The organism is Streptomyces shenzhenensis (assembly GCF_021462265.1).
In the GTDB taxonomy this organism is placed as follows: domain Bacteria; phylum Actinomycetota; class Actinomycetes; order Streptomycetales; family Streptomycetaceae; genus Streptomyces; species Streptomyces shenzhenensis.
This window is the reverse complement of the sequence record NZ_JAJONF010000018.1, coordinates 165163-185809: the sequence shown is the minus strand read 5'-3', so window position 1 is coordinate 185809 and position 20647 is coordinate 165163. Positions and strand designations below refer to the sequence as shown.

19 protein-coding genes and 2 pseudogenes are annotated in these 20647 nt (G+C 70.1%); 14 read left to right on the top strand and 7 right to left on the bottom strand.

All coding sequences use genetic code 11. The features are described 5' to 3' along the window. Positions 1-466: replication initiator (locus LQ326_RS23815; RefSeq protein WP_372496934.1), on the top strand; the 466-nt coding region annotated here is incomplete at its 5' end. A 206-nt stretch (positions 467-672) separates the two neighbouring features. Here the strand turns inward: LQ326_RS23815 and LQ326_RS23810 are convergent. Continuing rightward, entirely contained in the window at positions 673-2235 is a 1563-nt protein-coding gene (locus LQ326_RS23810; protein WP_234539543.1) for a recombinase family protein, read from the bottom strand. Between the two features lie 429 nt (positions 2236-2664). Between LQ326_RS23810 and LQ326_RS23800 the strand changes: the two genes are divergently transcribed. Further along, a complete protein-coding gene (locus LQ326_RS23800; RefSeq protein ID WP_234539530.1) occupies positions 2665-3093 on the top strand; it encodes a hypothetical protein in 429 nt (142 codons plus the stop codon). A 12-nt stretch (positions 3094-3105) separates the two neighbouring features. Here the strand turns inward: LQ326_RS23800 and LQ326_RS23795 are convergent, their stop codons facing one another. Beyond that, positions 3106-3849: a hypothetical protein gene (locus LQ326_RS23795; protein WP_234539528.1), complete on the bottom strand. Its 744-nt coding sequence runs from the start codon at positions 3847-3849 to the stop codon at positions 3106-3108. Between the two features lie 66 nt (positions 3850-3915). Here LQ326_RS23795 and LQ326_RS23790 point away from each other — a divergent pair, with 66 nt between their 5' ends. Further along, positions 3916-4509, top strand: a complete 594-nt coding sequence (locus tag LQ326_RS23790; RefSeq protein ID WP_234539527.1) for a DUF4291 domain-containing protein — start codon at positions 3916-3918, stop codon at positions 4507-4509. A 97-nt stretch (positions 4510-4606) separates the two neighbouring features. On the opposite strand, the pseudogene LQ326_RS23785 reads toward LQ326_RS23790, so the two are convergent. The 3 genes and pseudogenes from LQ326_RS23785 to LQ326_RS23775 all read right to left on the bottom strand — a co-directional run. Next, a pseudogene (locus LQ326_RS23785) lies at positions 4607-5376 on the bottom strand (recombinase family protein); the annotation flags it as partial. A 29-nt stretch (positions 5377-5405) separates the two neighbouring features. Beyond that, on the bottom strand, positions 5406-5726 hold the full coding sequence (locus tag LQ326_RS23780; protein ID WP_234539524.1) for a hypothetical protein: 321 nt from the start codon (positions 5724-5726) through the stop codon (positions 5406-5408). A gap of 422 nt (positions 5727-6148) precedes the next feature. Further along, positions 6149-7171, bottom strand: a complete 1023-nt coding sequence (locus LQ326_RS23775) for a DUF4331 family protein (RefSeq protein ID WP_234539523.1) — start codon at positions 7169-7171, stop codon at positions 6149-6151. A gap of 398 nt (positions 7172-7569) precedes the next feature. On the opposite strand from LQ326_RS23775, the gene LQ326_RS23770 reads away from it, so the two are divergent. From LQ326_RS23770 to LQ326_RS23760, 3 genes and pseudogenes are all read left to right on the top strand, one after another. Further along, a complete protein-coding gene (locus LQ326_RS23770; protein ID WP_234539520.1) occupies positions 7570-8481 on the top strand; it encodes a LysR family transcriptional regulator in 912 nt (303 codons plus the stop codon). Positions 8482-8755: 274 nt separating this feature from the next. Continuing rightward, positions 8756-9451: an alpha/beta hydrolase gene (locus LQ326_RS23765; protein ID WP_234539519.1), complete on the top strand. Its 696-nt coding sequence runs from the start codon at positions 8756-8758 to the stop codon at positions 9449-9451. A gap of 199 nt (positions 9452-9650) precedes the next feature. Next, positions 9651-9791: pseudogene (locus LQ326_RS23760) on the top strand (IS3 family transposase); the annotation flags it as partial. Positions 9792-9904: 113 nt separating this feature from the next. Here LQ326_RS23760 and LQ326_RS23755 read toward each other — a convergent pair. Continuing rightward, a complete protein-coding gene (locus tag LQ326_RS23755) occupies positions 9905-10249 on the bottom strand; it encodes a hypothetical protein (RefSeq protein ID WP_234539517.1) in 345 nt (114 codons plus the stop codon). A 214-nt stretch (positions 10250-10463) separates the two neighbouring features. Here LQ326_RS23755 and LQ326_RS23750 point away from each other — a divergent pair, with 214 nt between their 5' ends. From LQ326_RS23750 to LQ326_RS23730, 5 genes are all read left to right on the top strand, one after another. After that, complete coding sequence (locus LQ326_RS23750; protein WP_234539515.1) at positions 10464-11111, top strand: cysteine hydrolase family protein; 648 nt, start codon at positions 10464-10466, stop codon at positions 11109-11111. A gap of 48 nt (positions 11112-11159) precedes the next feature. Beyond that, positions 11160-11909 (top strand): SDR family oxidoreductase, encoded by a 750-nt coding sequence (locus LQ326_RS23745; protein WP_234539514.1) that lies wholly within the window; start codon positions 11160-11162, stop codon positions 11907-11909. A 52-nt stretch (positions 11910-11961) separates the two neighbouring features. Further along, positions 11962-12564, top strand: a complete 603-nt coding sequence (locus LQ326_RS23740) for a VOC family protein (RefSeq protein ID WP_308402005.1) — start codon at positions 11962-11964, stop codon at positions 12562-12564. 105 nt (positions 12565-12669) lie between these two features. After that, the gene (locus LQ326_RS23735) at positions 12670-12933 is read left to right on the top strand and encodes a DUF6400 family protein (protein WP_234539512.1); all 264 of its coding nucleotides are present in this window, start codon (positions 12670-12672) and stop codon (positions 12931-12933) included. A 159-nt stretch (positions 12934-13092) separates the two neighbouring features. After that, positions 13093-13560 carry a hypothetical protein gene (locus LQ326_RS23730; protein ID WP_234539510.1) on the top strand — a complete coding sequence of 156 codons (468 nt, stop codon included), beginning with the start codon at positions 13093-13095 and terminating at the stop codon, positions 13558-13560. Positions 13561-13677: 117 nt separating this feature from the next. Here LQ326_RS23730 and LQ326_RS23725 read toward each other — a convergent pair whose 3' ends face one another. Then, complete coding sequence (locus LQ326_RS23725; protein WP_234539508.1) at positions 13678-14031, bottom strand: DUF805 domain-containing protein; 354 nt, start codon at positions 14029-14031, stop codon at positions 13678-13680. 171 nt (positions 14032-14202) lie between these two features. On the opposite strand from LQ326_RS23725, the gene LQ326_RS23720 reads away from it, so the two are divergent. From LQ326_RS23720 to LQ326_RS23710, 3 genes are all read left to right on the top strand, one after another. Continuing rightward, positions 14203-15069 carry a hypothetical protein gene (locus LQ326_RS23720; protein ID WP_234539506.1) on the top strand — a complete coding sequence of 289 codons (867 nt, stop codon included), beginning with the start codon at positions 14203-14205 and terminating at the stop codon, positions 15067-15069. 178 nt (positions 15070-15247) lie between these two features. Continuing rightward, positions 15248-16012, top strand: coding sequence for a TIGR03936 family radical SAM-associated protein (locus tag LQ326_RS23715; protein ID WP_234539504.1), 765 nt, complete (start codon positions 15248-15250; stop codon positions 16010-16012). Positions 16013-16288: 276 nt separating this feature from the next. Beyond that, positions 16289-20389 (top strand): Rne/Rng family ribonuclease, encoded by a 4101-nt coding sequence (locus tag LQ326_RS23710; RefSeq protein WP_234539503.1) that lies wholly within the window; start codon positions 16289-16291, stop codon positions 20387-20389. Positions 20390-20647 lie beyond the last annotated feature (258 nt).

The window sequence follows — 20647 nt, the reverse complement described above, 5'->3', positions numbered from 1 at the left end:
TGCCGCGTACGTCGCCAAATACGTCACAAAGGGAGCCAGCGAGACAGGCGCTGGCACCGACCATTCCGTCACCGACCGGGCGAACATCGAGTCAGTACCCGTCAGTGGACACGTTCGCACCCTCATGCGGGCCTGCTGGCACCTCGGCGGCCTCCCCGAGTACGCGCCACTCCGTCTCCGGGACTGGACTCACACCCTCGGCTACCGGGGCCACATCCTCACCAAATCCCGCGCCTACTCAACGACGTACGCAGCGCTCCGCGCGGAACGCGCCCACCACATGGGCCACACCGAGACCCCCGACACGATCACCGAACGGCACTGGCGCTACGTCGGCTCCGGCCACACCCCCGGCGCGGCCCTCATCGCCGCCGGGATCGCCGAAGACCTTGGGGACTCCCGGCGGCTCGGAACGGAGGCGAGTCAGGAAGGTGGTGGAGCCAATAACCGCTCTTCCCGATCCTGAACCTCGGCAGCCTGCGCGTTTCGCTCCGCCTCGCTGCTCGGACGGCAGGGCTATGAGCATGATCGAAAGTGAGATTGTGATCGTGGACAACGACGGCACGGAATCACCGTTTGATCCTGCCTCCTGGTTCGAGTAAGACGAGAAGCCGCCTCCCCCGTATGCCTCGGGAAGGCGGCTTCGCTCGTGAGTTGGTTGTGCGGACTGTGTCAGAGGGCTTCCGCGAAGTCGTCCTCTCGGAGCACCAGTCGTTCGCGTACGTCCTTCGGAATCAGGAGACGAAGGTGAATCTTCGGGGCTCGCACCTTGGGCACCTTCGTGCGGGTGACCTCGCATCGAATGCCGACTCGGTACAGGTCTGCGGTCATGGCTTCCATGCCGCCTTCTTGCCAGTGCTCGCGGAAGGTCTTACCGCCGTGGACGTTGACCCATCGGTCCTTCGCTGTGTCGGGGTCGATGGCCTCCAACTCGCCGATGAGTTTGTCCAACGTCGTCTCTGCCTGCTCCTTCGTGAACCGGGTCTTCGTGTACCGGCCTCCCGGTTCGAGCTCCTTCATGTAGAGGGCGATGGACTCTTGAAGGCGCTTGATCTCGCGCCGGACCTCGGCGCCCTCGGCGTACTGGCGAACCTGGACCGGGAAGTCACCGAGGACTTTGAGCACGTCTTCCACAAGGCGCTCGTAGACCTGCTGGGGGTTGGGTGCACCGAGTCCGCCACTCTTACAGTTGCGGCACCGCAGGTAGTGGTAGGTGCCGAACTCGTTGTTCGTGATGTGTACGGTCATGTTCGTCTTGCAGTCGGCGCACAAGAGGACGCCGAGGAACTGGGTCACTCCGCCGACACGGCGTGGAGGCTGGTTCTTCTTGCGCTTGTCGAGAGCGGCACCCAGGGTCTCGAACTCCTCGTCGGTGAAGATCGGGGGAGCAACCTTGATCGGTCTGCCGTCCTTGCCGAGGATCGGCTTCGAACGTCGTTGCCCTCCTTGTTTGTCCTCCTCTACTCGGTAGCCGAGAAGCGCAGGGTTTCGGAGCCGGCGGTGAAGCGTTGCCACAGTGAGCCCCTGACTCATGAGGCCGGACCGCTTCAGGCAGCGAACCATGAACCGGGCGGAGCGCCCTCGAAGGGCCATACGTCGAGCCCAGTGCAGTGCTTTGTGCGCTTCGGGGTCGATGACGAGAACGAGCTTCCCCGAGTCGTCCTCGTCGGTGACGTAGCCATATGTCGGCTTGCCGATGATCCAGTCTTCCTGCGACTTCGCGTAGTCCCACAGGCTCGTGACCCGGGTAGAGGTGTTGGCCGCTTCGATCTCAGCGATGCCGCCGATGATCGTGACCATGATCTTCCCGGCCGTCGTCGTGAGATCGAGGCTGTCGTTCTTCGAGACAAGGTTCTTCCCGCGCCTCAGGCTCCACTCGATCATCGTCGAGAGGTCGGAGAGACGGCGTACGAAGCGGTCGAGCTTCCAGAACAGGATCTCGTCGAACTCGGGGGAGCGGTTGTTCAGCCAGTCCCCGAGTTCCTTCCTCTTCCACGGCGGCACCTTGGTGGCCGACACGTTCAGGTCCGAGGCGACGCCGACGACTCGACAGCCCCGCTCCCTGGCAAGGATGCGAAGGTCAAGTTCCTGCCGTACCGGTGATGTCGTGTCATCCGTCAACACAGACAAGCGGACGGACAGGAGAGCCCGAGGAGCGTCCTCGGGTAACAGAGCCTCGGCCCGCTTCAGCTCCTCTAACAGAGCTAGGTCGGCCTCGGTCCACTCGGCTTCCACGTTGTACGTCGCTCGCTCTGCCGCGAGCCGTCGCTGTCCTCGTTTCCCCATGCTGACCAGCGTAGAGCTGGTTTTGCAAGTTTTTCCATACGCCCGCAGATGGACACCCACATCCAGATCGGCCCGACCGGGAAGAAGTTGCTTCCCCTGACGGTCAAGAACGCGGGTCCGGCGCCGGCTGCGAGCGGGCACGCGCACTGAGGTGAGCGAGGCACCCGATCGGGTGGTTGAGGCGTTGGCGGGGGCGAGCGGGGAAGAGGTGGCTGCGGCGTTGGCTGAGGTGAGCCTTCCTCGTTCTCGCCCACCGGCGCCGTCGGGTCCCTCCCGGCGGGCACTGCGGGTTGGGTGGGACGGGGGCCAAGTTAAGTACCCCTTCCGGGACGAACTGGGGAGCGTCCTGCCCGACGGGGCCCGCTCCGGCTCCCACGGATGACTGACCCCTTGCCGATGGCCGGGTTCGGTGATCGTCGCGCTGGTGAGTTCAGCTTCAGGGAACACCTGGAGCTGGTCAGGACACGGCCCGGCATGTACGGCCTGGATGGTTCCTACGGCAACTACGTGACTTACCTCTACGGCTATGACGCGGGGACCCAGGGCAGCGCGCTGCTCGGCTTCCGGGAGTGGCTGCTCCTCAAGCTGGGGCGGCAGAGCAGTTTTGTGTGGTCGAGCCTCATAACAGAGCTCGCAGTGCCGGGAGCCTCGGGATCCTTCGGCCATCGAGGCCTGGACGAGGAACAGGACCGCAGGGCGGTAAAGGCCCTGTTTCAGTTCCTGGAAGACTTTCTGCAGGACCGCGATGCAGAGCGCGACGGACTGCGAGTCATCTTTCGCGACTACTCGTTGCGCTTCGCAGAGTGATCCACGAGCCAGCTACGCACTCGTGGCGTCATCGACTCCGCCTGCCGATGAACCGATGAACACCGCCAGGTAGCGGAACTCTCCGCCTGCTCCGCTCTGCTCGGAGTACGTCTCCCACTTGAGGGGGTACGTACCTCGCAGACTGCAGGTGTTCGGCTCATAGGTCCCCTCGGCCCAGAGCAGCGTCCCCGCGAGTCCCCGCCCGTGGTGAATCCGGAAGTCGTGATCCCGAGTACGTCGGCGGCCAGGGGCCGGCGGAGCCCACAGGGACGTCTCGTTGGACAGCATGAGGGCAAGACCGTTCTGATCGGGCCGACTGCAGAAGCGCTCCAGCCTCGCTATGTCCCGAACGAAGTGCAGGCGGGCAAGGTCGGTGGCGCCGTGTGCTTTCAGGGCGTAGTCCTCGACCGGAGTGCCGGCCTTGCCGGTCCAACCTCGGGTGAAGTACTTGAATTCGATGGCAGTGCGGCCCTCAGGCCCGAGGCACTGGAGGTCCAGATACTCGGTCTTACCCGGCCCCCGCTGCGGCACCTCAAGCCGCGAGTGCACGTCCGGCGCCAACTCCCAGAGGACCCGGGCAAAACTGTGCTGAAGGTCGGCTTCGGAGTGGAAGACCGGCCTGTGCCGGGACAGCTCCGCAATGACGTCGTCCAGTGAGGCCCGTCCGGCAATGCTTCTCGTAGGATCTGTCAGCGCCATCGTCACTGCGCCATTGAAGTGGTCCTCGCCTGAACTCTCAAGCTCTGCAAGCCCCATACACGGCACCAGTCGCGTTCGAAAATGAATGGCTGGCAGGGATCCAGGAGCCCCACCCTGTACGTCATGGACGAACCTCAGCACAGGATCCGCGCGCTGCACACGACATCCACAGTCACCGTTTACCAGGCATACGCCCCGGAAATCGGCCTGCCCGCCGTCCAGGAGGGCCGTTTCCCCGCCGTGTGGAAACGCGACAGGATGACGTGGATCAAGCCATCGTTCCGGTGGATGATGTACCGCTGCGGTTGGGGTGCCAAGGAGGGGCAGGAGACCGTCCTCGCTGTCGAGATCAGCCGGGACGGCTTCGAGTGGGCACTGCGCCACGCGTGCCTGTCGAGCTACGTCCGCGGAGTGCACCCCGACCGGGCTGCCTGGCAGCGCCAGTTGAAGAACGCGCCTGCTCGCGTCCAGTGGGACCCCGAACGGGACCTGCACCTCCAGCCTCTGCCGTACCGGTCCCTGCAACTGGGACTCTCCGGTGAGGCCGTACGGCGCTACGCGGACGAGTGGACGGTCGCCATCCGCGACGTGACCCCGCTCGCCCACGACATCCACGCCCTCGTCAGGAACGGTGACCCGACCTCCGCGACCCGCCTGCTGCCACCGGAACGTCCTTATCCGATCGACGGCGAATCACTTGCCCACCTTCTGGGGTGACGGGCCGGTCCGCAGAACGGCGAACCGTGACCGAGGGGTCACGTGGCACCACGGGTCGGGCGGGACCGGGGGTAAGCCAAGTGACCTGTTCGGGACGAACTGTCGACGCGGTGAGGCCGTCCCCGCGGATGCCGGCACGGACAAGAATTTTGGCCATGCGACGTGCCGAGGCGGGCCGCTCGGCACCAGTGGAGTGCCCTGTGCGCCGTCGGGTTGATGACCAGGATGACCTTGCCGTCCTCGTCCGCGGCCGTCTCGTATCCGAACGCGGGCTTCCCCGAGATCCAGTCTGTCTGGGTCTTTGTGTACTCCCAGAGGCTCGCCACACGGGTGCTGGTGTTGGCCGCCTCGGTCTCGGCGATGCCGCCAACGGTCGTGACCATGATCTTCCCGGCCGTCGTGGTCAGGTCGATGGAGTCGTTCTTGGAGACGAGGCTCTTCCGGTATTTCGAGCACCAGTCGATCATGGTGCTGAGGTCGGACAGATGTCGTACGAAGCGGTCCAGCTTCCAGAAGAGCAGCTCGTCGAACTCCGGCGCCCGGTTGTTGAGCCAGTCACCCAGTTCCTTGCGCTTCCACGGCGGGACCTTCGTCGCCGACATGTTGAGGTCGCTGGCGACGCCCACGACTCGGCAGCCGCGTTCGCGGGCCATGATGCGGAGGTCCAGTTCCTGGCGGACGGGTGAGGTCGTCTCCTCGGTGAGTACCGGCAGACGGACCGACAGCAGCGCGCGGCGCGTCGTCGGGCAGGAGCGCTTCTGCTTTCTTCAGGTCCTCCAAGAGCGCCAAGTCAGCCTCCGAACACTCGGACTCAACTGAGGCACTGCGGCGGTCAGTTGTCTTACGCCTCGTTTCTTGTTTCCCCAAGGAGCGGAGTGGACGGACGGCGCTGCCGTTCAGTGCATGTCAGAGGCCTCGATGGTCAGCGTGTCGTGCGCGATGTCCGTGCCGTCCCGTACCGTCACGTGGACGGTGTACTGCTCACCTGCACGCTCAAGACGCCCGGTGACCGTCACCCTGTGGCCCTTCACCTTGACTTGCAGGTCTGACCCGGCGGGTGCGGACGCGCTCACGACGTGCCGCGGACCCGCGGGCCACACGGCCACGCACGAGGTGAACTCTTCTCCCGCTGCGACCTTGACCTGTGACGGAGTGAGGATCATGAAGCCTTTCAGGTGCCATGACCCGTTGCCTGGAGGTATCTGATTGACTGTCATGCTGCCAGCGTGCGCTGATGCCACAGGTTGGACGAGATGACGGTCGGCCCGTGCAGAGGGCCGATCGCGGCAGCCCCGGGACCATTCGGCCCCTCTCCGCCCGGGTGCGCGGTGGATGTGGCCCCGCCGGGCCGGGCCCGCAGATGGACACCCACATCCAGATCGGCCCGACCGGCAAGAGGTCGCTTCCCCTGACGGTCGAGAACGCGGGTCCGGCGCCGGCTTCGAGTGGGCACGCGAGGGGGCTGTTGCGCTCCTGCATCGTCTCGGACGCCGCTGCCGCCCCCCGAACCTCGTCCGGCCCGGTATGGATGGACACGGTGCGGGAGCCGAGCAGGTGGCACAGGCCGGCTGCCGGTCAAAGACGATGCCTCCGGCGGGGCGGTGGGTTTCGCTTCCCGAGGTGATGCGGAAGGCGACGGTCAGGCGGGCACGACGTAGGGGAAGCTGTCCGCCCGTGAATGTTGCGCGACAGACGGCTTGAGCCCTGACGGTACGGCCGTGTTGGTCACGAGGGAGAGCATCGCCTCGGGCGCGTTGTCGGCCAGGGTCCGGCCGTTGCGGGTGGCGAAGCCGTACGTGGCGGGGGTTCCGACGACGTAGGGCAGCACATCCGGGAACAGCTGTCGGGCCACGGTCCGGCCGTAGCCGTCGGGATCGGCGCAGGTCCCGGTGGCTGCTACGACGGCGGCGACCTGGCCGGCGATGAGCTCGCCGGCGGCGGCGAGATCCTCGGAGGGGTGCCGCGTGTTGGCGGGGTTGGTGAAGTCGGTGTCGCCGGGCCAGAAGACCGGCCACATCATCGGGTGCCCGCCGCGGTTGATCTGTCGCCATCCGCCGGCGTCGGTGGCCAGCTTGGTCGCGCACCACACGCCCGTGCGGGCCCCGGGTCGCAGTCGCGGGTGGTCGTGGGACACCTCCAGCACGATGGATTCCACGGTGGTGCCGGTGAAGCTGTTCTCCGCCTGCTGCGGGCGCCAGTCCGACAGGTCCACCGCTGTTCCCTTCGCCACCGCCCCGTTGACGACGGCCAGCAGGGACAGGTCGATGTAGAACGAGTCGGAGACGCGCCCCGCCCAGATGCGGGTGCCGTCGGCAGCGGCCGTCTCACCGGTGCGGCCCTCCAGCACGAGGTTTCCCTCGGCGGAGTCTTCGCGCGCCTCGTCCCCGGTCAGGACGTGCAGCCGCAGGGTCTGCCGGTCGTCCGGGTCGGGTTCGCCGAAGGAGACCCGGTAGGTCAGGGTCTCGAAGTCCGCGCCGTCGAAATGAACTTTGAATTCGTAGCGTGCCTCCGGGTGGAACCCGGGCTGGGCGTAGACGCCAGTGATGTCGGAATTGACGTCCATGACGAACACCGTGCTGTTCTCGCCGGGGAAGACATACACGTCATCGATGAACAGTTGCCCATTCTGGGCCGCGAGCGGAGTGTCGAGATGGTGGGACATGGTGGGTCCTTACTGCTCTGGATATCGATTCGGGGGAGGAGCCGGGCGAATCCGCGGGCCCCTCACGGCCTGGACGCGGGGTGGTGAACCGGCTGCGGGTCCTCGTCCTCGTCGGCTCGGCGCGCCCGCGTGAGGCGCCGTACACGTGAACCCTCGTGCAGGGTTGATCAGAGCCGACTGCCGTCGCCCGTCCGCTCTCGATGGCGCGATTCGGCCCTGAACGGTATGTGCGTGCTGGTCCCGCGGGAAGCGACGGAATCCATGTCACCACTGTGCCGATCGCGCCTGGAGATCGCGACATTTTGAACGTGTCGGCCGTTTTCCGGACGGCTTCATCCTTGCCGTGCGGGCGGCGGCCCGGTAGTGGCCAACAGGGAATCAGCTCATATCCTGTGGTTATGAGTCAGTCGCCTCCCGACCTCGGGAGCCTCCAGTTGCTGACATTGGTGGCCGAACTCGGCAGCCTCGGTCAGGCCGCCGAGCGGCTGGGGATCAGCCAGCCCGCCGCCAGCAAGCGCCTCACCTCGCTCGAACGGCGCCTGGGGCTGACGCTGGTGAATCGCGACACCCGCGGCTCCGTGCTGACCGTTGAGGGCAAGGCGGTGTGTCAGTGGGCGGGGCGGGTGCTGGCCGAAGTGGATTCGCTGATGACGGGCGTCGCGGCACTGCGCGGCGACCGCGCCGTCGACCTGCGCCTGGCCTCGAGCATGACGCTGGCCGAACACTTCGTACCGCGCTGGATCGGCACGCTGCAGCGGCGCACGCCCGATGTCCGCGTCAGCCTCAAGGTGACCAATTCCGAACAGGTTGCCGCCCTCGTGGCGAGCGGTCAGATCAGCCTGGGGTTCACAGAAGCGCCCGACGTGCCGGCCGGGCTCAGCTCATGCCAGGTGGGCACCGACCGTCTGGTTGTCGTGGTCGCCCCGCAACATCCCTGGGCACGACGGCGGGAGCCGGTGGATCTGGCCGAGCTGGCCCAAAGCCGGCTCATCGTCCGTGAGGCAGGTTCAGGCACGCGCGAGACGCTCGAGCGCGTACTCGCGGGTGCGGGTGTCCAGCAGGTCAGGCCTCTGATGGTCTTGGACGCCAATGCCGCCATGCGCAGCGCCGTAGTGGAAGGCGCCGGTCCGGCGGTGCTCAGCGCGGTCACGGTCCAGGATGACCTTGCTGAGGGGCGCATGGTGGAGATCCCGGTGACGGGGACGGACCTGCACAGGCGGCTGCGCGCGGTGTGGCCGAAGGACCGGCCTTTGACCGGCGCGGTCGAGGAACTGCTCCGGATCGCGGTGCGTGTCCGCCCCGAAGAATGATCTCGCCTTGTTTCATGTGCGCGAGCTCGTCCGGACGGTCCTGGAGGCTCGGAGGACGGCGTAAGCGCGATGGAGAGCCACTGTCTTGGCACGTCGGCCCCGGAGCGGCGTGTAATACGCATGCCGCACAACGCCACGACCGAGTTTCAGCGGTTGCCGCGGCCGCGCACAAGTGGTGTGCCTTGGTGGCGATTTCAGCCGGCTGAGAAGTCACGCGTTCTGCTGTCGGCCGACACTGTCGCGGATCCGATGACATGGCCGACAGGATCGTTCCATGCAGCCGATCTTCGTTCTCGTGCACAGTCCGTCCGTAGGCCCCTCGACCTGGCGCCCCGTGGCCGAACACCTGACGGTGGCGGGACACCGGGTACAGGTGCCGTCCCTGCTGCACATCGGCGCTGGTGCTCCGCCGTTCTGGCCGCGCGTCGTCAGTGCCGTCCGCGACGACCTCCGGCAGGTCCCGGCCGGCAGCCCCGTCACGTTGGTGGTACACAGCAACGCAGGCCTGTTCCTCCCGGCGATCCGCTCGGGCCTGGACCATCCGGTGACCGGCTCGATCTTCGTCGACGCCGCGCTGCCGGCCCTGGTCGGGCCGACCCCTGTCGCCTCCCCGGAGTTGCTGGAGTTCCTCGGTCCGATGGCCGTGAACGGCAGGCTGCCGCGCTGGACCGACTGGTGGGACGAGGCGGACGTGGCACCCATGTTCTCCGATCCGGCGATGCGACAGACGATCGTCGAAGAGCAGCCCACCCTGCCGCTGTCCTACTACGAGCAGCGCATCCCGGTCCCCGACGGCTGGGACGACCATCCCTGTTCCTACCTGCTGTTCGGCCCTCCGTACGACGGTCTTGCCGCCGAGGCGCGCGAACGCGGCTGGCGTGTGGCACACCTGCCCGGCGCGCATCTCCATCAGGTCGTCGATCCCGCCGGCACGGCCCGGCACCTCGTCGAACTCGCCACCACGAGGTGATCCACTCTCGGCGCGCCCGGATGTGCTCCTCCGTCCCTCGGCGACGGCAGGTTCTGTGCGTCGATCACGCCGTGTCGCAGGCCGCCGATGCGGCCACCGTGTGTACGCGTCGCAGGCGCTGGGGGGGGGAGTCCCGACGAGGCATGAATCCGAAGGGGGCCGGCCTTTCGCGCCCCCTACGGATTCCCAGGTCGGCGATACCTTCTTCAGCCTGCCGCAGAAGAACGTCCTCGACCGTCGGGCGTGGGCCACCCGCGAGGAACCGGGGAGCGCGATCGTGACCTGGGCCGGGAGGACCTACCCCCGGCGCCGCGGACAAGCCTCGCTCGGCCGGCTGTAAGACCCTCGGCCTACCCTCCTCGCATGGACATGGACGACCCGCAAGACGTAGGTGCCGCCTTCGGCGCCCTGATCCTCGGCGGCGCGGTGAGTGAGGAGCCGCCCCCGCCGGACTCACCCCTCGGGCGCGTGCGTGCGTTTGTCGCGCGGTACGGCGAAGAGGCGCTGAAGCCGGAGCACATCGGGGCAGCGCAGGAGGGGCGCCCTCTGCTCCCATGAGGCGGCGCCGCGCCGGGAACTTTCCGCACGCTGAGCTCCGCCGCAAGGGGCAGGCCCGCCCCGCCCCTCATCGGTCACGTCGGAGATCGAGGCGTCGGCGAACCCCGGCACGAGCACCTCGGCCAGCTCCTGGCAGCTCAACAGGGCGTCCAGTATCACCGCGTCGGCATCCCGCGCACGGCTGCCCGCACGGCTGCCCGTGTCGGGGTCCGCGCCGGGGTCCGCGACAGTGTCCGCCATGGCAGTCGCCTCCAGCGCCGTTCCTCCTTACGGTTCACCGCGGCATTTCGGAGATGGCGGCCTGATCCGCTGCGCGGTGTCGGGTGCGCCCCGGCAGCCCCGGCAGCCCCGGTGCCCGGATGCCGTTCCGCCGGGCCGGTGACAGACTGAGGTTTCTCAGTCGGGTGGCCGTGGCGGGGAGCACGGTCCCCTCGTCGGCCAGTCGGGACCTTCCATGACCTGTGAAGCGCGGTACTCCCCGGACGAAACCGCTCTGCTGATCGTCGACCCGTACAACGACTTCCTGTCCGACGGCGGAAAACTGTGGCCCCGGGCGAAGACGGTGGCGGAGCGCGTCGGGCTGCTCGACCACATGCGTGTCGTCCTGGCGACGGCCCGTGCCCGGGGGCTCCGTGTCTTCATCGTGCCGCACCACCGCACGACACCGGGCGACTACCGCACCTGGGAGTACCTGTCGCCGACCCAGCGGCGCATCGCTGCCGACCAGACGTTCGCGGAGGGCAGCTGGGGGGCCGAGTGGCATCCCGACTTCCGGCCGCGGCAGGACGAGATCGTCGTACGGCAGCACTGGGCCTCCAGCGGTTTCGCCAACACCGACCTCGACTTCATGCTCAAGCAGCACGGTGTCCGGAAGATCGTGCTCATCGGCATGCGGGCCAACACCTGCGTCGACACCACCGCCCGCTTCGGGCAGGAGCTGGGCTACCACGTGACCCTCGTCCGGGACGCCATCGGCTCCCTCGGATGGGAGGAGATGACAGCGACGTTCGACCTCAACGCGCCCCTGTACGCCCACGCCGTGCTCACCGCCGACGAGTTCGTCGGCCTCGTGGACGGCGGGAACGGCGAGGGCTCCCGGTAACGGCCGGCCGGGCCCGCGAGGTGGGCGGTGCCGGCGGAGGAGGCGGTCATGGCTGCTGAGTTGAGCGCGGCGCACGGCGAACTGGCCGGGCAGACGGTCGTCGTGGTGGGCGGCAGCGCCGGCATCGGCCTGGAGACGGCGCGGCAGGTGCGGACCGCCGGCGGTGACGTGGTGCTCGTGGCGCGGAACGCCGAGCGTCTGCGACGGGCCGCGGACGAACTGCGCCCGCTGGGCACGGCCGTGCTCGACGCCCAGGACACCGCGCACCTGGAGCGCTTCCTCGGGGAGCTGCCGGGGCGGGTCGACCACGTGCTGGTGACGGCGGGCAGCCCGTCGTACACCCCGCTCAGCGAACTCGATCTCACCGACGCCGCCCGGGACTTCGGCGGGCGGATCGCGATGATGCTGGCGGTGGCGCGGGCCGGCCGTCAGAAGGTCAGGGCCGGGGGAACGCTGTTGTTCATCGGCGGCACGGGCGGCCGGCGGCCCGCACCGGGGATGGCCGTGATGGGCGCGGTCACCGCGGCGCTGCCGGCGCTCACCGCCAACCTGGCGCTGGAGGCCGCCCCGGTCCGGGTCAACCTCATCGCGGCCGGGTTCGTGGACACCCCCCTGTCCGCCACCCTCCTCGGCGACCAGCTGGAGGCGCGGCGCGAGGAGTTGCGCAGGACACTGCCCATCGGCCGGGTCGTCGGCCCGGCGGACGTCGCGGCTCTCGCCGTGCACATCATGGTCAACGGCGCCCTCACCGGAGCCACTTACGACATCGACGGCGGCCAGCAGCTGCTCGCGCACTGACCGCAGCCCGCATTTCCACGAGACGGGGAGACGGGAGGCACAGGCAATGGACATGAAACTGGAGGTAGTCGTGGTGCCGGTGGCAGACGTCGACCGGGCCAAGGACTTCTACACCACGCTGGGCTGGCGGCTCGACGCGGATGTCGCCGGCGACGGGGACTTCCGGGTGGTGCAGGTGACCCCGCCCGGCTCCCCGGCCTCGGTCATCTTCGGCTCGTCGGTCACCGACCAGGCTCCCGGCTCGGCGCAGGGCCTGCACCTGGTCGTCGACGACATCAAGGCCGCCCACGACGAACTGGCCCGGCACGGCGCCGACCCCAGCCACGTGTTCCACGACGCCGGTGGGGTCTTCCACCACGCCGGCGCCGACGCCCGGGTGGCCGGACCCGACGGCAGTTACGGCTCCTTCCTGTCGTTCAGCGACCCGGACGGCAACGGCTGGCTCCTCCAGGAGGTCACCACCAGGCTGCCGGGGCGGCTCGACCCCGCGGTCACCACGTTCTCCTCGGCCGACGACCTGGAAGCCGCCCTGCGCCGGGCCGCGGCGGCGCACGGCGAGCACGAGGCACGCACCGGTGGCGAGGACCCCGACTGGCCCGCCTGGTACGCGCGGTACCTGGTGAGCGAGCAGGCCGGCACCGAACCGCCCTCGTGACCCCGGCGCGGGCCGGGCCGCCACCCCTCCGAACCCTTCCGACCTGCTGTGACGTGCCCCACGAGCTCTTGTCGTCACCCGTTCGGCGTACCTAAATTCGGTTATATGTCCGAGAAAGATGCCTCCCGCCCCGCCGAGCCGGTCGAGTTCTCCGTCGACCTCACCGGTCACGAGATGACCCGCCGGGCGCACGTCATGGCGGCGCTCGGCGACGACTGGGACCCCGTCGCGATGGTGCGGGGCGAGGAGGAGGCGTACGACATGCTGTACTCCGGCCTCGACGCGGAACAGCAGCGGCTGTACGACACCCTCGTCGCCGCCGGTGTCCTTCCGCGCCGCGGGGACGGGGGGACCGTCCGCGAGGGGTGAGGACGCCCCAGCGGCGGCATCGAGCGGCCTTGGTTCCGCGGACCGGGACTCCCGGGCGCCGCGGACGAAACCGTGACACCACCGCCATGGAAGCCGAGCCGGACCGGCCGCACAATCAGGAAAACCGAACACCGGTGCACGGCGGGGGAGCTGGCGGACATGGAACTGGAACTGGGGTACGACCTGCTCGGCGGTCGGCTGCGCAGCATCGGGGAGACCGAGATCGACTACGGCCGGTGGGGCGGGCGGCCCCGCGCGCTCGGACCGCATCCGCTGGAGTACGACCTGCTGGGCAGCCGGCTGCGCCGAATCGGCGACATCGAGATCGGCTACGGCCGCCTGGGCAGCGTTCCCCGGACGTTCGGGACCTGGGACGTCGACTGCACCGCCTGGTCCGGGATCCCGCGGCGCATCGGGCCGTACCCGATCGACCACCCCAGGCTGAGCGGCCTGGCGCGCGGGATCGGCCCGCTCGGCGTCGAGTACGACCTGCTGGGCAGCCGGCCCCGCCGCGTCGTCCTGCCCGATGACCTGCACGCCCTGCCCGACGACCTGCTGCGCGTCCTCTTCCTGGTCCTGCACCTCCAGACCGAACGCAACAGGAGGAAATTGTCGTCCGTCGCGTAGCCGCGTAGCCGCGTAGCCGCGTAGCCGCGTAGCGCATACGGGCGTGGGCGCACAGTGGCCCGCCGTACAGCGAAGGCCCGCCGGAGGGTTCCGGCGGGCCTTCGGGGTGACCGCGGGTCAGGCGGCGGCCGCGTACTTCGGGTTGACGCCGTACTGGTTCTCTTCCGGCTTGCCGTCGGAGGCCAGCCAGACGAGCACGAAGATCCAGCCGACCAGCGGGATGATGGCGACCAGGATCAACCAGCCCGAGCGGCCGGTGTCGTGCAGGCGGCGGACCGCGACACCGAGGCTGGGCAGCAGGACCGCGAGGTTGTAGATCGCGGCGAGGGCGGCGAAGTGGATGGCGTTGCCGACAACCGCCAGCACGATCACGACGATCAGGTTGATCAGCGTGAACATCCAATATTCCTGCCGGCGCGCGCGTCCGCTGAACGCCACGTACTTCTTCAGTACGTCCAAGTACCAGTTCATTACTCGTCCCCCCGGGGATCAAGGCTCGATTGGTTCCCTAGCAAATCAAGCCGACGTGGCCGATTCCATCCAGATTGGCGTGCGCGGGACAACCGTTACCTTCTCGCCGCCGTACGGTGATCAAGGGCGGCCGAACGCATCCGCGCGAGACGCGATAGCGTCTTTTCGGCCATGGACATGCAGAAGCGGCCCGAGCGGCCGACACAGTCACAGCAGACGCGGGCGCAGCCGCAGCCCTCCGAGGGATGCCTGGTCGTCGCGATCAGGATCCCCGTGCGGATCGTCGTGTTCCTGGTAGTGCTGCCGGTACGCCTGCTCTGGGACGCCCTCGCCGCCGTCGCACGGTTCCTGTGGCAGTACGTCCTCGCCCCGGCCGGCCGTGTCATCGGCCGCGCCGTCGGTGTGCTCCTGCACGCCCTCCTCGTCGTCCCGCTGACCTGGCTCCACCGCCACCTGCTGACTCCGCTCGGCCGCGCCCTGCGGTGGCTCCACGCGCGCGTGCTCACCCCGCTCGGCCACGCGCTCGTACGGCTCCTCACACCCGTCGTGACAGCGGTCGTGAAGGCCGTCGCCTGGGTGGCCGGGATACTCGCCGTCGGCCTGTACTGGACCGCGCGCGTGCTCCTCGTCCTGCCCGCCCTCGCCCTGTGGCGCTGGATCCTCGCCCCGGTCGCCCGCGTCCTCGCCGTCGTCCTGCGCGAGACCGGGGAGGCCTTCGGCCACGCCTGGCGGGCCGCCGGGTACCTCGCACGTGCCGTCGGACGGGTTCTCGGGACCCTCTTCCGGTGGATCTTCCTGGAGCCCGCCCGCTGGGTGTACCGGACCGTCCTCACCCCGGTCGGACACGTCGTACGCGACCTCGTCCTGCGCCCGGCCGCCCAGGCGGCCCGCGCGATCGGCCGCGCCGCCCGTGCGATCGGCCGAACCGTCCGCCAGGCCCGCGCCGACCTCCGCCGTGCCCTCTTCGGCGCCCCCGCCCGGCCGGCCTCCGCGGACCGACGGGAACCCGTCGGCCGCGACACACGTACTCTTGACTGATAGAGCAGTACGCAGCCGTACGGCCGACGCGCCACCACGGCTGTTCGTACGAACATCACGAGAATCGCGGAAATCACGAGATCGACGAGATGACGAGATTGACGGGATTCGCGAGAACCACGAAGGACTGACGACACTGGGCAAGCGACAGCCCGAAGGCCCGCCGCCCGCACCCGCGGTGCAGCGCATCCGACTGCGCTACACCAAGCGCGGCCGCCTCCGGTTCACCAGCCACCGAGACTTCCAGCGCGCCTTCGAGCGTGCGCTGCGCCGCGCCGAGGTGCCGATGGCGTACTCGGCGGGGTTCACACCGCACCCGAAGGTGTCGTACGCCAATGCCGCACCCACCGGCACGGGCAGCGAGGCGGAGTACCTGGAGATCGCGCTCACCGCACACCGCGACCCGGAGCGGCTGCGCGCCCTCCTCGACGAGTCCCTGCCCACCGGGCTCGACATCGTCGACGCGGTCGAGGCGCACACGTCCGGATTGGCCGACCGGCTCACCGCCTCCGTGTGGGAGTTGCGGCTGACCGGCCAGGACCCCGCGGAGGCAGAGAAGGCCGTCGCGGTGTTCAACGCCGCCGGGTCCGTCGAGGTCCAGCGCACCACCAAGAACGGCGTCCGCACCTTCGACGCCCGCCCCGCCGTCGTACGACTTGAAACACAGAGTGAAACGGCTGATAGGCCGAGCGACCAGCCCTGTGCGATACTGCGGCTGGTTGTTCGGCACGTGACGCCTGCCGTACGACCCGACGACGTCCTGTCCGGTCTCCGCGCCGTGGCCGACCTGGCGCCGCCGGTCCCCGCAGCGGTGACCAGGCTGGCGCAGGGGCTGCTCGATGAAGAGACCGGCACGGTGACCGACCCGCTCGCGCCCGACCGCGAGGCAGCGGAGGCCCTCTCGAAGGCCGAACCGACTGCCGCCGCGACGGCGCCGGCGTAGGGAAGGTCCCGCGAAGGACGTACGCCGTAGCGCAGCCCTCGTACTCGGGAGCCACCTGGGTCGGGCAGCGCATTGACCAGAAGACTTTCGCCAGGCCGTCCGCGACAATGCGTACGGAACCGGCGAGACAGGACACAGAGAGCTCCTGTGCGGCGCCCGCGCCCCACACGGCGGCACCGCGCACCGCGCGAGCCGCGGACGTCACCGGCGGTCGCTCGAACCGATCGACGCCGGACCAGGCGCGGCGCCCGGGAGCCTGACGGGAGAAACGCCCGCATGCTCGAACCGACCGAGCCCATCGAGGGCTCCGAACCGACCACCCCCAGCGACACCCTGCCGCCGCGCAGGCGTCGCCGTGCCGCGTCCCGGCCCGCGGGACCGCCCGCCGGAACCGAGGCCGTGGCCGAGACCACCGCGTCGGCCATACCGGCCGCCGAGACCTTCGATTCCGCCGCCGAAGCGACGGACGAGGCCACCGAGACCCCTGAGACGGCCGAGACCGTCGAAGCGGTCGAGGAGGCCGCGCCCGCTCCGCGTACGCGTCGCCGTGCCACCCGTCGGGCGTCCGCGCCCGCCGGTGCCCCGGCGGCCACCGGGGCCGAGGCCGCCACGACGGCGGTGCCCGCCGCCGACGTCGCCGCACTCGCCGAGACCCCGGCCGCGGCCGAGACCGCCGTCGAGAGCGGCGAGGAGGCCGCCCCGACCCGTACGCGTCGCCGTGCCACGCGCCGCGCCTCCGCGCCCGCCGGTGCCCCGGCCGCCGTGGCCGAGCCGGGCGAGGACGAGACCCGGAAGACCGCCGAGGCCACCGAGGCCCCGGAGGCCGCCGAGGTTTCCGGGACCCCTGAGACGGTCGAGGCCGTCGAGGAGGCCGCGCCCGCGTCCCGTACGCGTCGCCGTGCCACCCGCCGCGTGGCCGCGCCCGCCGGTGTCCCGGCACCGGCCGAGGCCGTCGAGGAGGCCGCGGCCGCCGCGTCCGTGGAGACGACGCCCGAAACGGTCGAGTCCGCCGAGACGGTCGAGGCCGTCGAGGAGGCCGCGCCCGCTTCGCGTACGCGTCGCCGTACCACCCGCCGGGTGTCCGTGCCCGCCGGCACGCCCGATACCGTTGCCGCCGAGACGGCCGTGGCCGAGGCCCCCGCCGCAGAGGAGCCGCAGGCCCAGGCCGTGCAGACCCCGGTCGCCGAAACCGCCGAGGCTCCCGAGGCGCCGCGCCGTAGGCGTCGTGCCGCGCGGCAGGCCGCCATCGGGTTCTCCGAGCCCGCCGCCCCGGCCGTCGCCGCCGAGGAGGAGTCGCAGCGTCGCCCGGCCCGGCCCGCCGTCGCCGTCTTCCAGGCGCCCGTGTTCACCGAGCCGAAGTTCCAGACCCCGCAGCGCGCCGCCGCAGAGGCGGCCGCCGAGGCCGCGGGCGCCGAGGAGCCGGAAGAGTCCGCGGCCGGCACGGCTGCCTCCGCGTCCTCCGCCGCCACGGCGTTCGCCGCGGAACCGGCCGAGCAGGCCGACGCCGGTTCGCGCCGTCGGCGCCGCCGCCGGGGTGCCGTCGAGGAGGCCCCGGTCGCCGAGGCACCCGCCGAGGACGAGGCCGAGGAGCCGGAGGAGTCCGTCGAGGACGCCGCCGACGGCGACGACGAGGCCGAGGAGGCCGGCTCCCGCCGTCGCCGCCGCCGTGGTGGCCGTCGCCGCCGTCGCGGTGACGCCGCTGACGGCGAGGGCGCCGACGACGGCACCGACGAACTCGCCGCCGAGCAGGCCGAGCAGGATGCCGAGGACACCGCAGAGCAGGAGGAAGAGGACGACGAGGAGGCCCACGACGAGGCCGGCCTGTCCTCCTCCAGCAGCCGCCGTCGCCGCCGCCGTCGCAGGCGTGCCGGGGACACCCCCGACACCGAGCCCGGCGAGGGCGACCCGGAGCGCACGGTCGTCAAGGTCCGCGAGCCCCGCAAGCCCTCCGAGCCGTCCGACGAGGTCCAGTCCATCAAGGGCTCGACCCGTCTGGAGGCGAAGAAGCAGCGCCGCCGTGAGGGCCGTGAGCAGGGCCGCCGACGCGTCCCGATCATCACCGAGGCCGAGTTCCTCGCCCGCCGCGAGGCAGTCGAGCGCGTGATGGTCGTACGCCAGCACGGCGACCGCACCCAGATCGGCGTCCTGGAGGACGGCGTGCTCGTCGAGCACTACGTCAACAAGGAGCAGTCGACCTCGTACGTCGGCAACGTCTACCTGGGCAAGGTCCAGAACGTGCTGCCGTCGATGGAGGCCGCCTTCATCGACATCGGCAAGGGCCGCAACGCCGTGCTCTACGCCGGTGAGGTCAACTTCGAGGCGCTGGGCATGGCCAACGGCCCGCGCCGTATCGAGTCCGCCCTGAAGTCCGGCCAGTCCGTCCTCGTCCAGGTGACCAAGGACCCGATCGGCCACAAGGGCGCCCGTCTGACCAGCCAGGTCTCCCTCCCGGGCCGCTACCTCGTGTACGTCCCCGAGGGCTCGATGACCGGCATCAGCCGCAAGCTGCCCGACACCGAGCGCGCGCGTCTGAAGACCATCCTCAAGAAGATCGTCCCCGAGGACGCGGGCGTCATCGTGCGCACCGCCGCCGAGGGCGCGAGCGAGGACGAACTGCGCCGCGACGTCGAGCGGCTCCAGGCGCAGTGGGAGGACATCCAGAAGAAGTCGAAGAACGGCAACGCCCCGACGCTGCTGTACGGCGAGCCGGACATGACCGTCCGGGTCGTCCGCGACATCTTCAACGAGGACTTCTCCAAGGTCACCGTCAGCGGTGACGAGGCCTGGGAGACCGTCCACGGATACGTCTCGCACGTCGCCCCCGACCTCGCCGGCCGGCTGTCGAAGTGGACCTCCGAGGTCGACATCTTCGCCACCTACCGGATCGACGAGCAGCTCGCCAAGGCCCTGGACCGCAAGGTCTGGCTGCCCAGCGGCGGTTCGCTGGTCATCGACCGGACCGAGGCGATGGTCGTCATCGACGTCAACACCGGCAAGTTCACCGGCCAGGGCGGCAACCTCGAAGAAACCGTCACCAGGAACAACCTGGAGGCGGCCGAGGAGATCGTCCGCCAGCTGCGGCTGCGCGACCTCGGCGGCATCATCGTCATCGACTTCATCGACATGGTCCTGGAGTCCAACCGGGACCTGGTGCTGCGGCGCCTGCTCGAATGCCTCGGGCGGGACCGTACGAAGCACCAGGTGGCCGAGGTGACCTCGCTGGGGCTCGTCCAGATGACCCGCAAGCGCGTCGGGCAGGGCCTGCTGGAGTCCTTCTCCGAGACCTGCGTGCACTGCAACGGCCGTGGCGTCATCGTCCACATGGAGCAGCCCAGCTTCGGCGGCGGTGGCGGCGGCAAGCGGAAGAAGCGCGGGCGCGGCGGCGACGGGCACGAGCACGACCACGAGACGCACGAGACCCACGAGGTCCTCCCCGACGGGGCCCTGGAGCACGCCGAGGCCGTCCACGCGGTCGAGACGGCGGCGGAGGTCGCGGCCGAGGCCGCCGAGCCCGTGGCGCTGCCCGCGCCCGACTTCGCGCCGGACGAGGAGCTGTACAGCAGCGTCGCCGAGGCGGAGGCCGCGGCCGGCCGCGGCCGTACCCGCCGCCGGGCGAGCCGCCGGGCCTCGGCTCCGGCCGGCGCGCCCAAGGAGCGTCGCGGGGCACGGCGGGAGGCCGAGGCGGAGGTGGCGGAAGTGCCCGCCGCCGAGGCGCACGCCGAGCCCGTCGCCGCCGAGAACCCGGTGGTCGAGGCTCCGCAGGCCGAGGCTGCCCCGGCTGCCGAAGAGGCCGTGTCCACGGGCCGTACGCGTCGGCGTGCCACCCGTAAGGTGTCGGCACCCGCCGGCTCCCCGGCCGGGGCCGAGGCGACCGTGGTGACGGTCGTCGCCGAGAGCGCCCCGACGGCGGAGACGGCTGCGGAACCGGTGCCGGAGACGGTGGCCGAGACCGCGCCGGAACCGGTCGCGGAGCCCGAGGCGGCCGCGCCCGCCGAGAGCGCCGCTCCGGCCCGCACGCGCCGCCGCGCGGTGCGCAAGGCCACCGCGCCGACCGCGTCCGAGGAAGCGGCCGTCGTGGTCGTCCCGTCGGCGGAGACGCCGGCGGCTGCCGAGGAGGCACCGGCCGAGGCATCCGCCGAAACCGGGCAGGCTGCCGAGGACACCGTCGAGGAGGCCGCCCCGGCCAAGAAGACGGCCCGCAAGACGGCGGCCAAGAAGACCGCTGCCAAGAAGACGGCTGCCAAGAAGACCGCGGCGAAGAAGACTGCCGCGAAGACGACGACGGCCAAGAAGGCGGCCAAGACCGCCAAGACGGCCGCCGCCAAGTCGCCGGCGAAGAAGATCACCACGGTCCCCACCGCCTCCGACGAGGGCTGACGCCCCTCAGCCTGCGCACATATGCGATCGGCTCCCGGTCCCACGACCGGGAGCCGATCGCATGTGCGCAGGTGCGCCGGGACGGGCGAGAGACGTGGGACCTGACCGGACGGACAGAAACACCCCCGGTCGGCGGGCAGGACCCGTGCGCCGGGCGATGCCGGGGCCGCCCATCCGCGAAGAACGGCCCGAGCGCATCCCGCCCCCGCCCCCCGACACGACATACGCGGCGAGCGAACGGGTGTCCGCAACCCTGTG

Excerpts from the sequence above, each read along its gene's own strand:
- LQ326_RS23800 (WP_234539530.1), top strand. The coding sequence starts at position 2,665 with ATGACTGACCCCTTGCCGATGGCCGGGTTCGGTGATCGTCGCGCTGGT.
- LQ326_RS23795 (WP_234539528.1), bottom strand. The coding sequence starts at position 3,849 with ATGGGGCTTGCAGAGCTTGAGAGTTCAGGCGAGGACCACTTCAATGGC.
- LQ326_RS23790 (WP_234539527.1), top strand. The coding sequence starts at position 3,916 with ATGGACGAACCTCAGCACAGGATCCGCGCGCTGCACACGACATCCACA.
- LQ326_RS23780 (WP_234539524.1), bottom strand. The coding sequence starts at position 5,726 with ATGACAGTCAATCAGATACCTCCAGGCAACGGGTCATGGCACCTGAAA.
- LQ326_RS23775 (WP_234539523.1), bottom strand. The coding sequence starts at position 7,171 with ATGTCCCACCATCTCGACACTCCGCTCGCGGCCCAGAATGGGCAACTG.
- LQ326_RS23770 (WP_234539520.1), top strand. The coding sequence starts at position 7,570 with ATGAGTCAGTCGCCTCCCGACCTCGGGAGCCTCCAGTTGCTGACATTG.
- LQ326_RS23765 (WP_234539519.1), top strand. The coding sequence starts at position 8,756 with ATGCAGCCGATCTTCGTTCTCGTGCACAGTCCGTCCGTAGGCCCCTCG.
- LQ326_RS23755 (WP_234539517.1), bottom strand. The coding sequence starts at position 10,249 with ATGGCGGACACTGTCGCGGACCCCGGCGCGGACCCCGACACGGGCAGC.
- LQ326_RS23750 (WP_234539515.1), top strand. The coding sequence starts at position 10,464 with ATGACCTGTGAAGCGCGGTACTCCCCGGACGAAACCGCTCTGCTGATC.
- LQ326_RS23745 (WP_234539514.1), top strand. The coding sequence starts at position 11,160 with ATGGCTGCTGAGTTGAGCGCGGCGCACGGCGAACTGGCCGGGCAGACG.
- LQ326_RS23740 (WP_308402005.1), top strand. The coding sequence starts at position 11,962 with ATGAAACTGGAGGTAGTCGTGGTGCCGGTGGCAGACGTCGACCGGGCC.
- LQ326_RS23735 (WP_234539512.1), top strand. The coding sequence starts at position 12,670 with ATGTCCGAGAAAGATGCCTCCCGCCCCGCCGAGCCGGTCGAGTTCTCC.
- LQ326_RS23730 (WP_234539510.1), top strand. The coding sequence starts at position 13,093 with ATGGAACTGGAACTGGGGTACGACCTGCTCGGCGGTCGGCTGCGCAGC.
- LQ326_RS23725 (WP_234539508.1), bottom strand. The coding sequence starts at position 14,031 with ATGAACTGGTACTTGGACGTACTGAAGAAGTACGTGGCGTTCAGCGGA.
- LQ326_RS23720 (WP_234539506.1), top strand. The coding sequence starts at position 14,203 with ATGGACATGCAGAAGCGGCCCGAGCGGCCGACACAGTCACAGCAGACG.
- LQ326_RS23710 (WP_234539503.1), top strand. The coding sequence starts at position 16,289 with ATGCTCGAACCGACCGAGCCCATCGAGGGCTCCGAACCGACCACCCCC.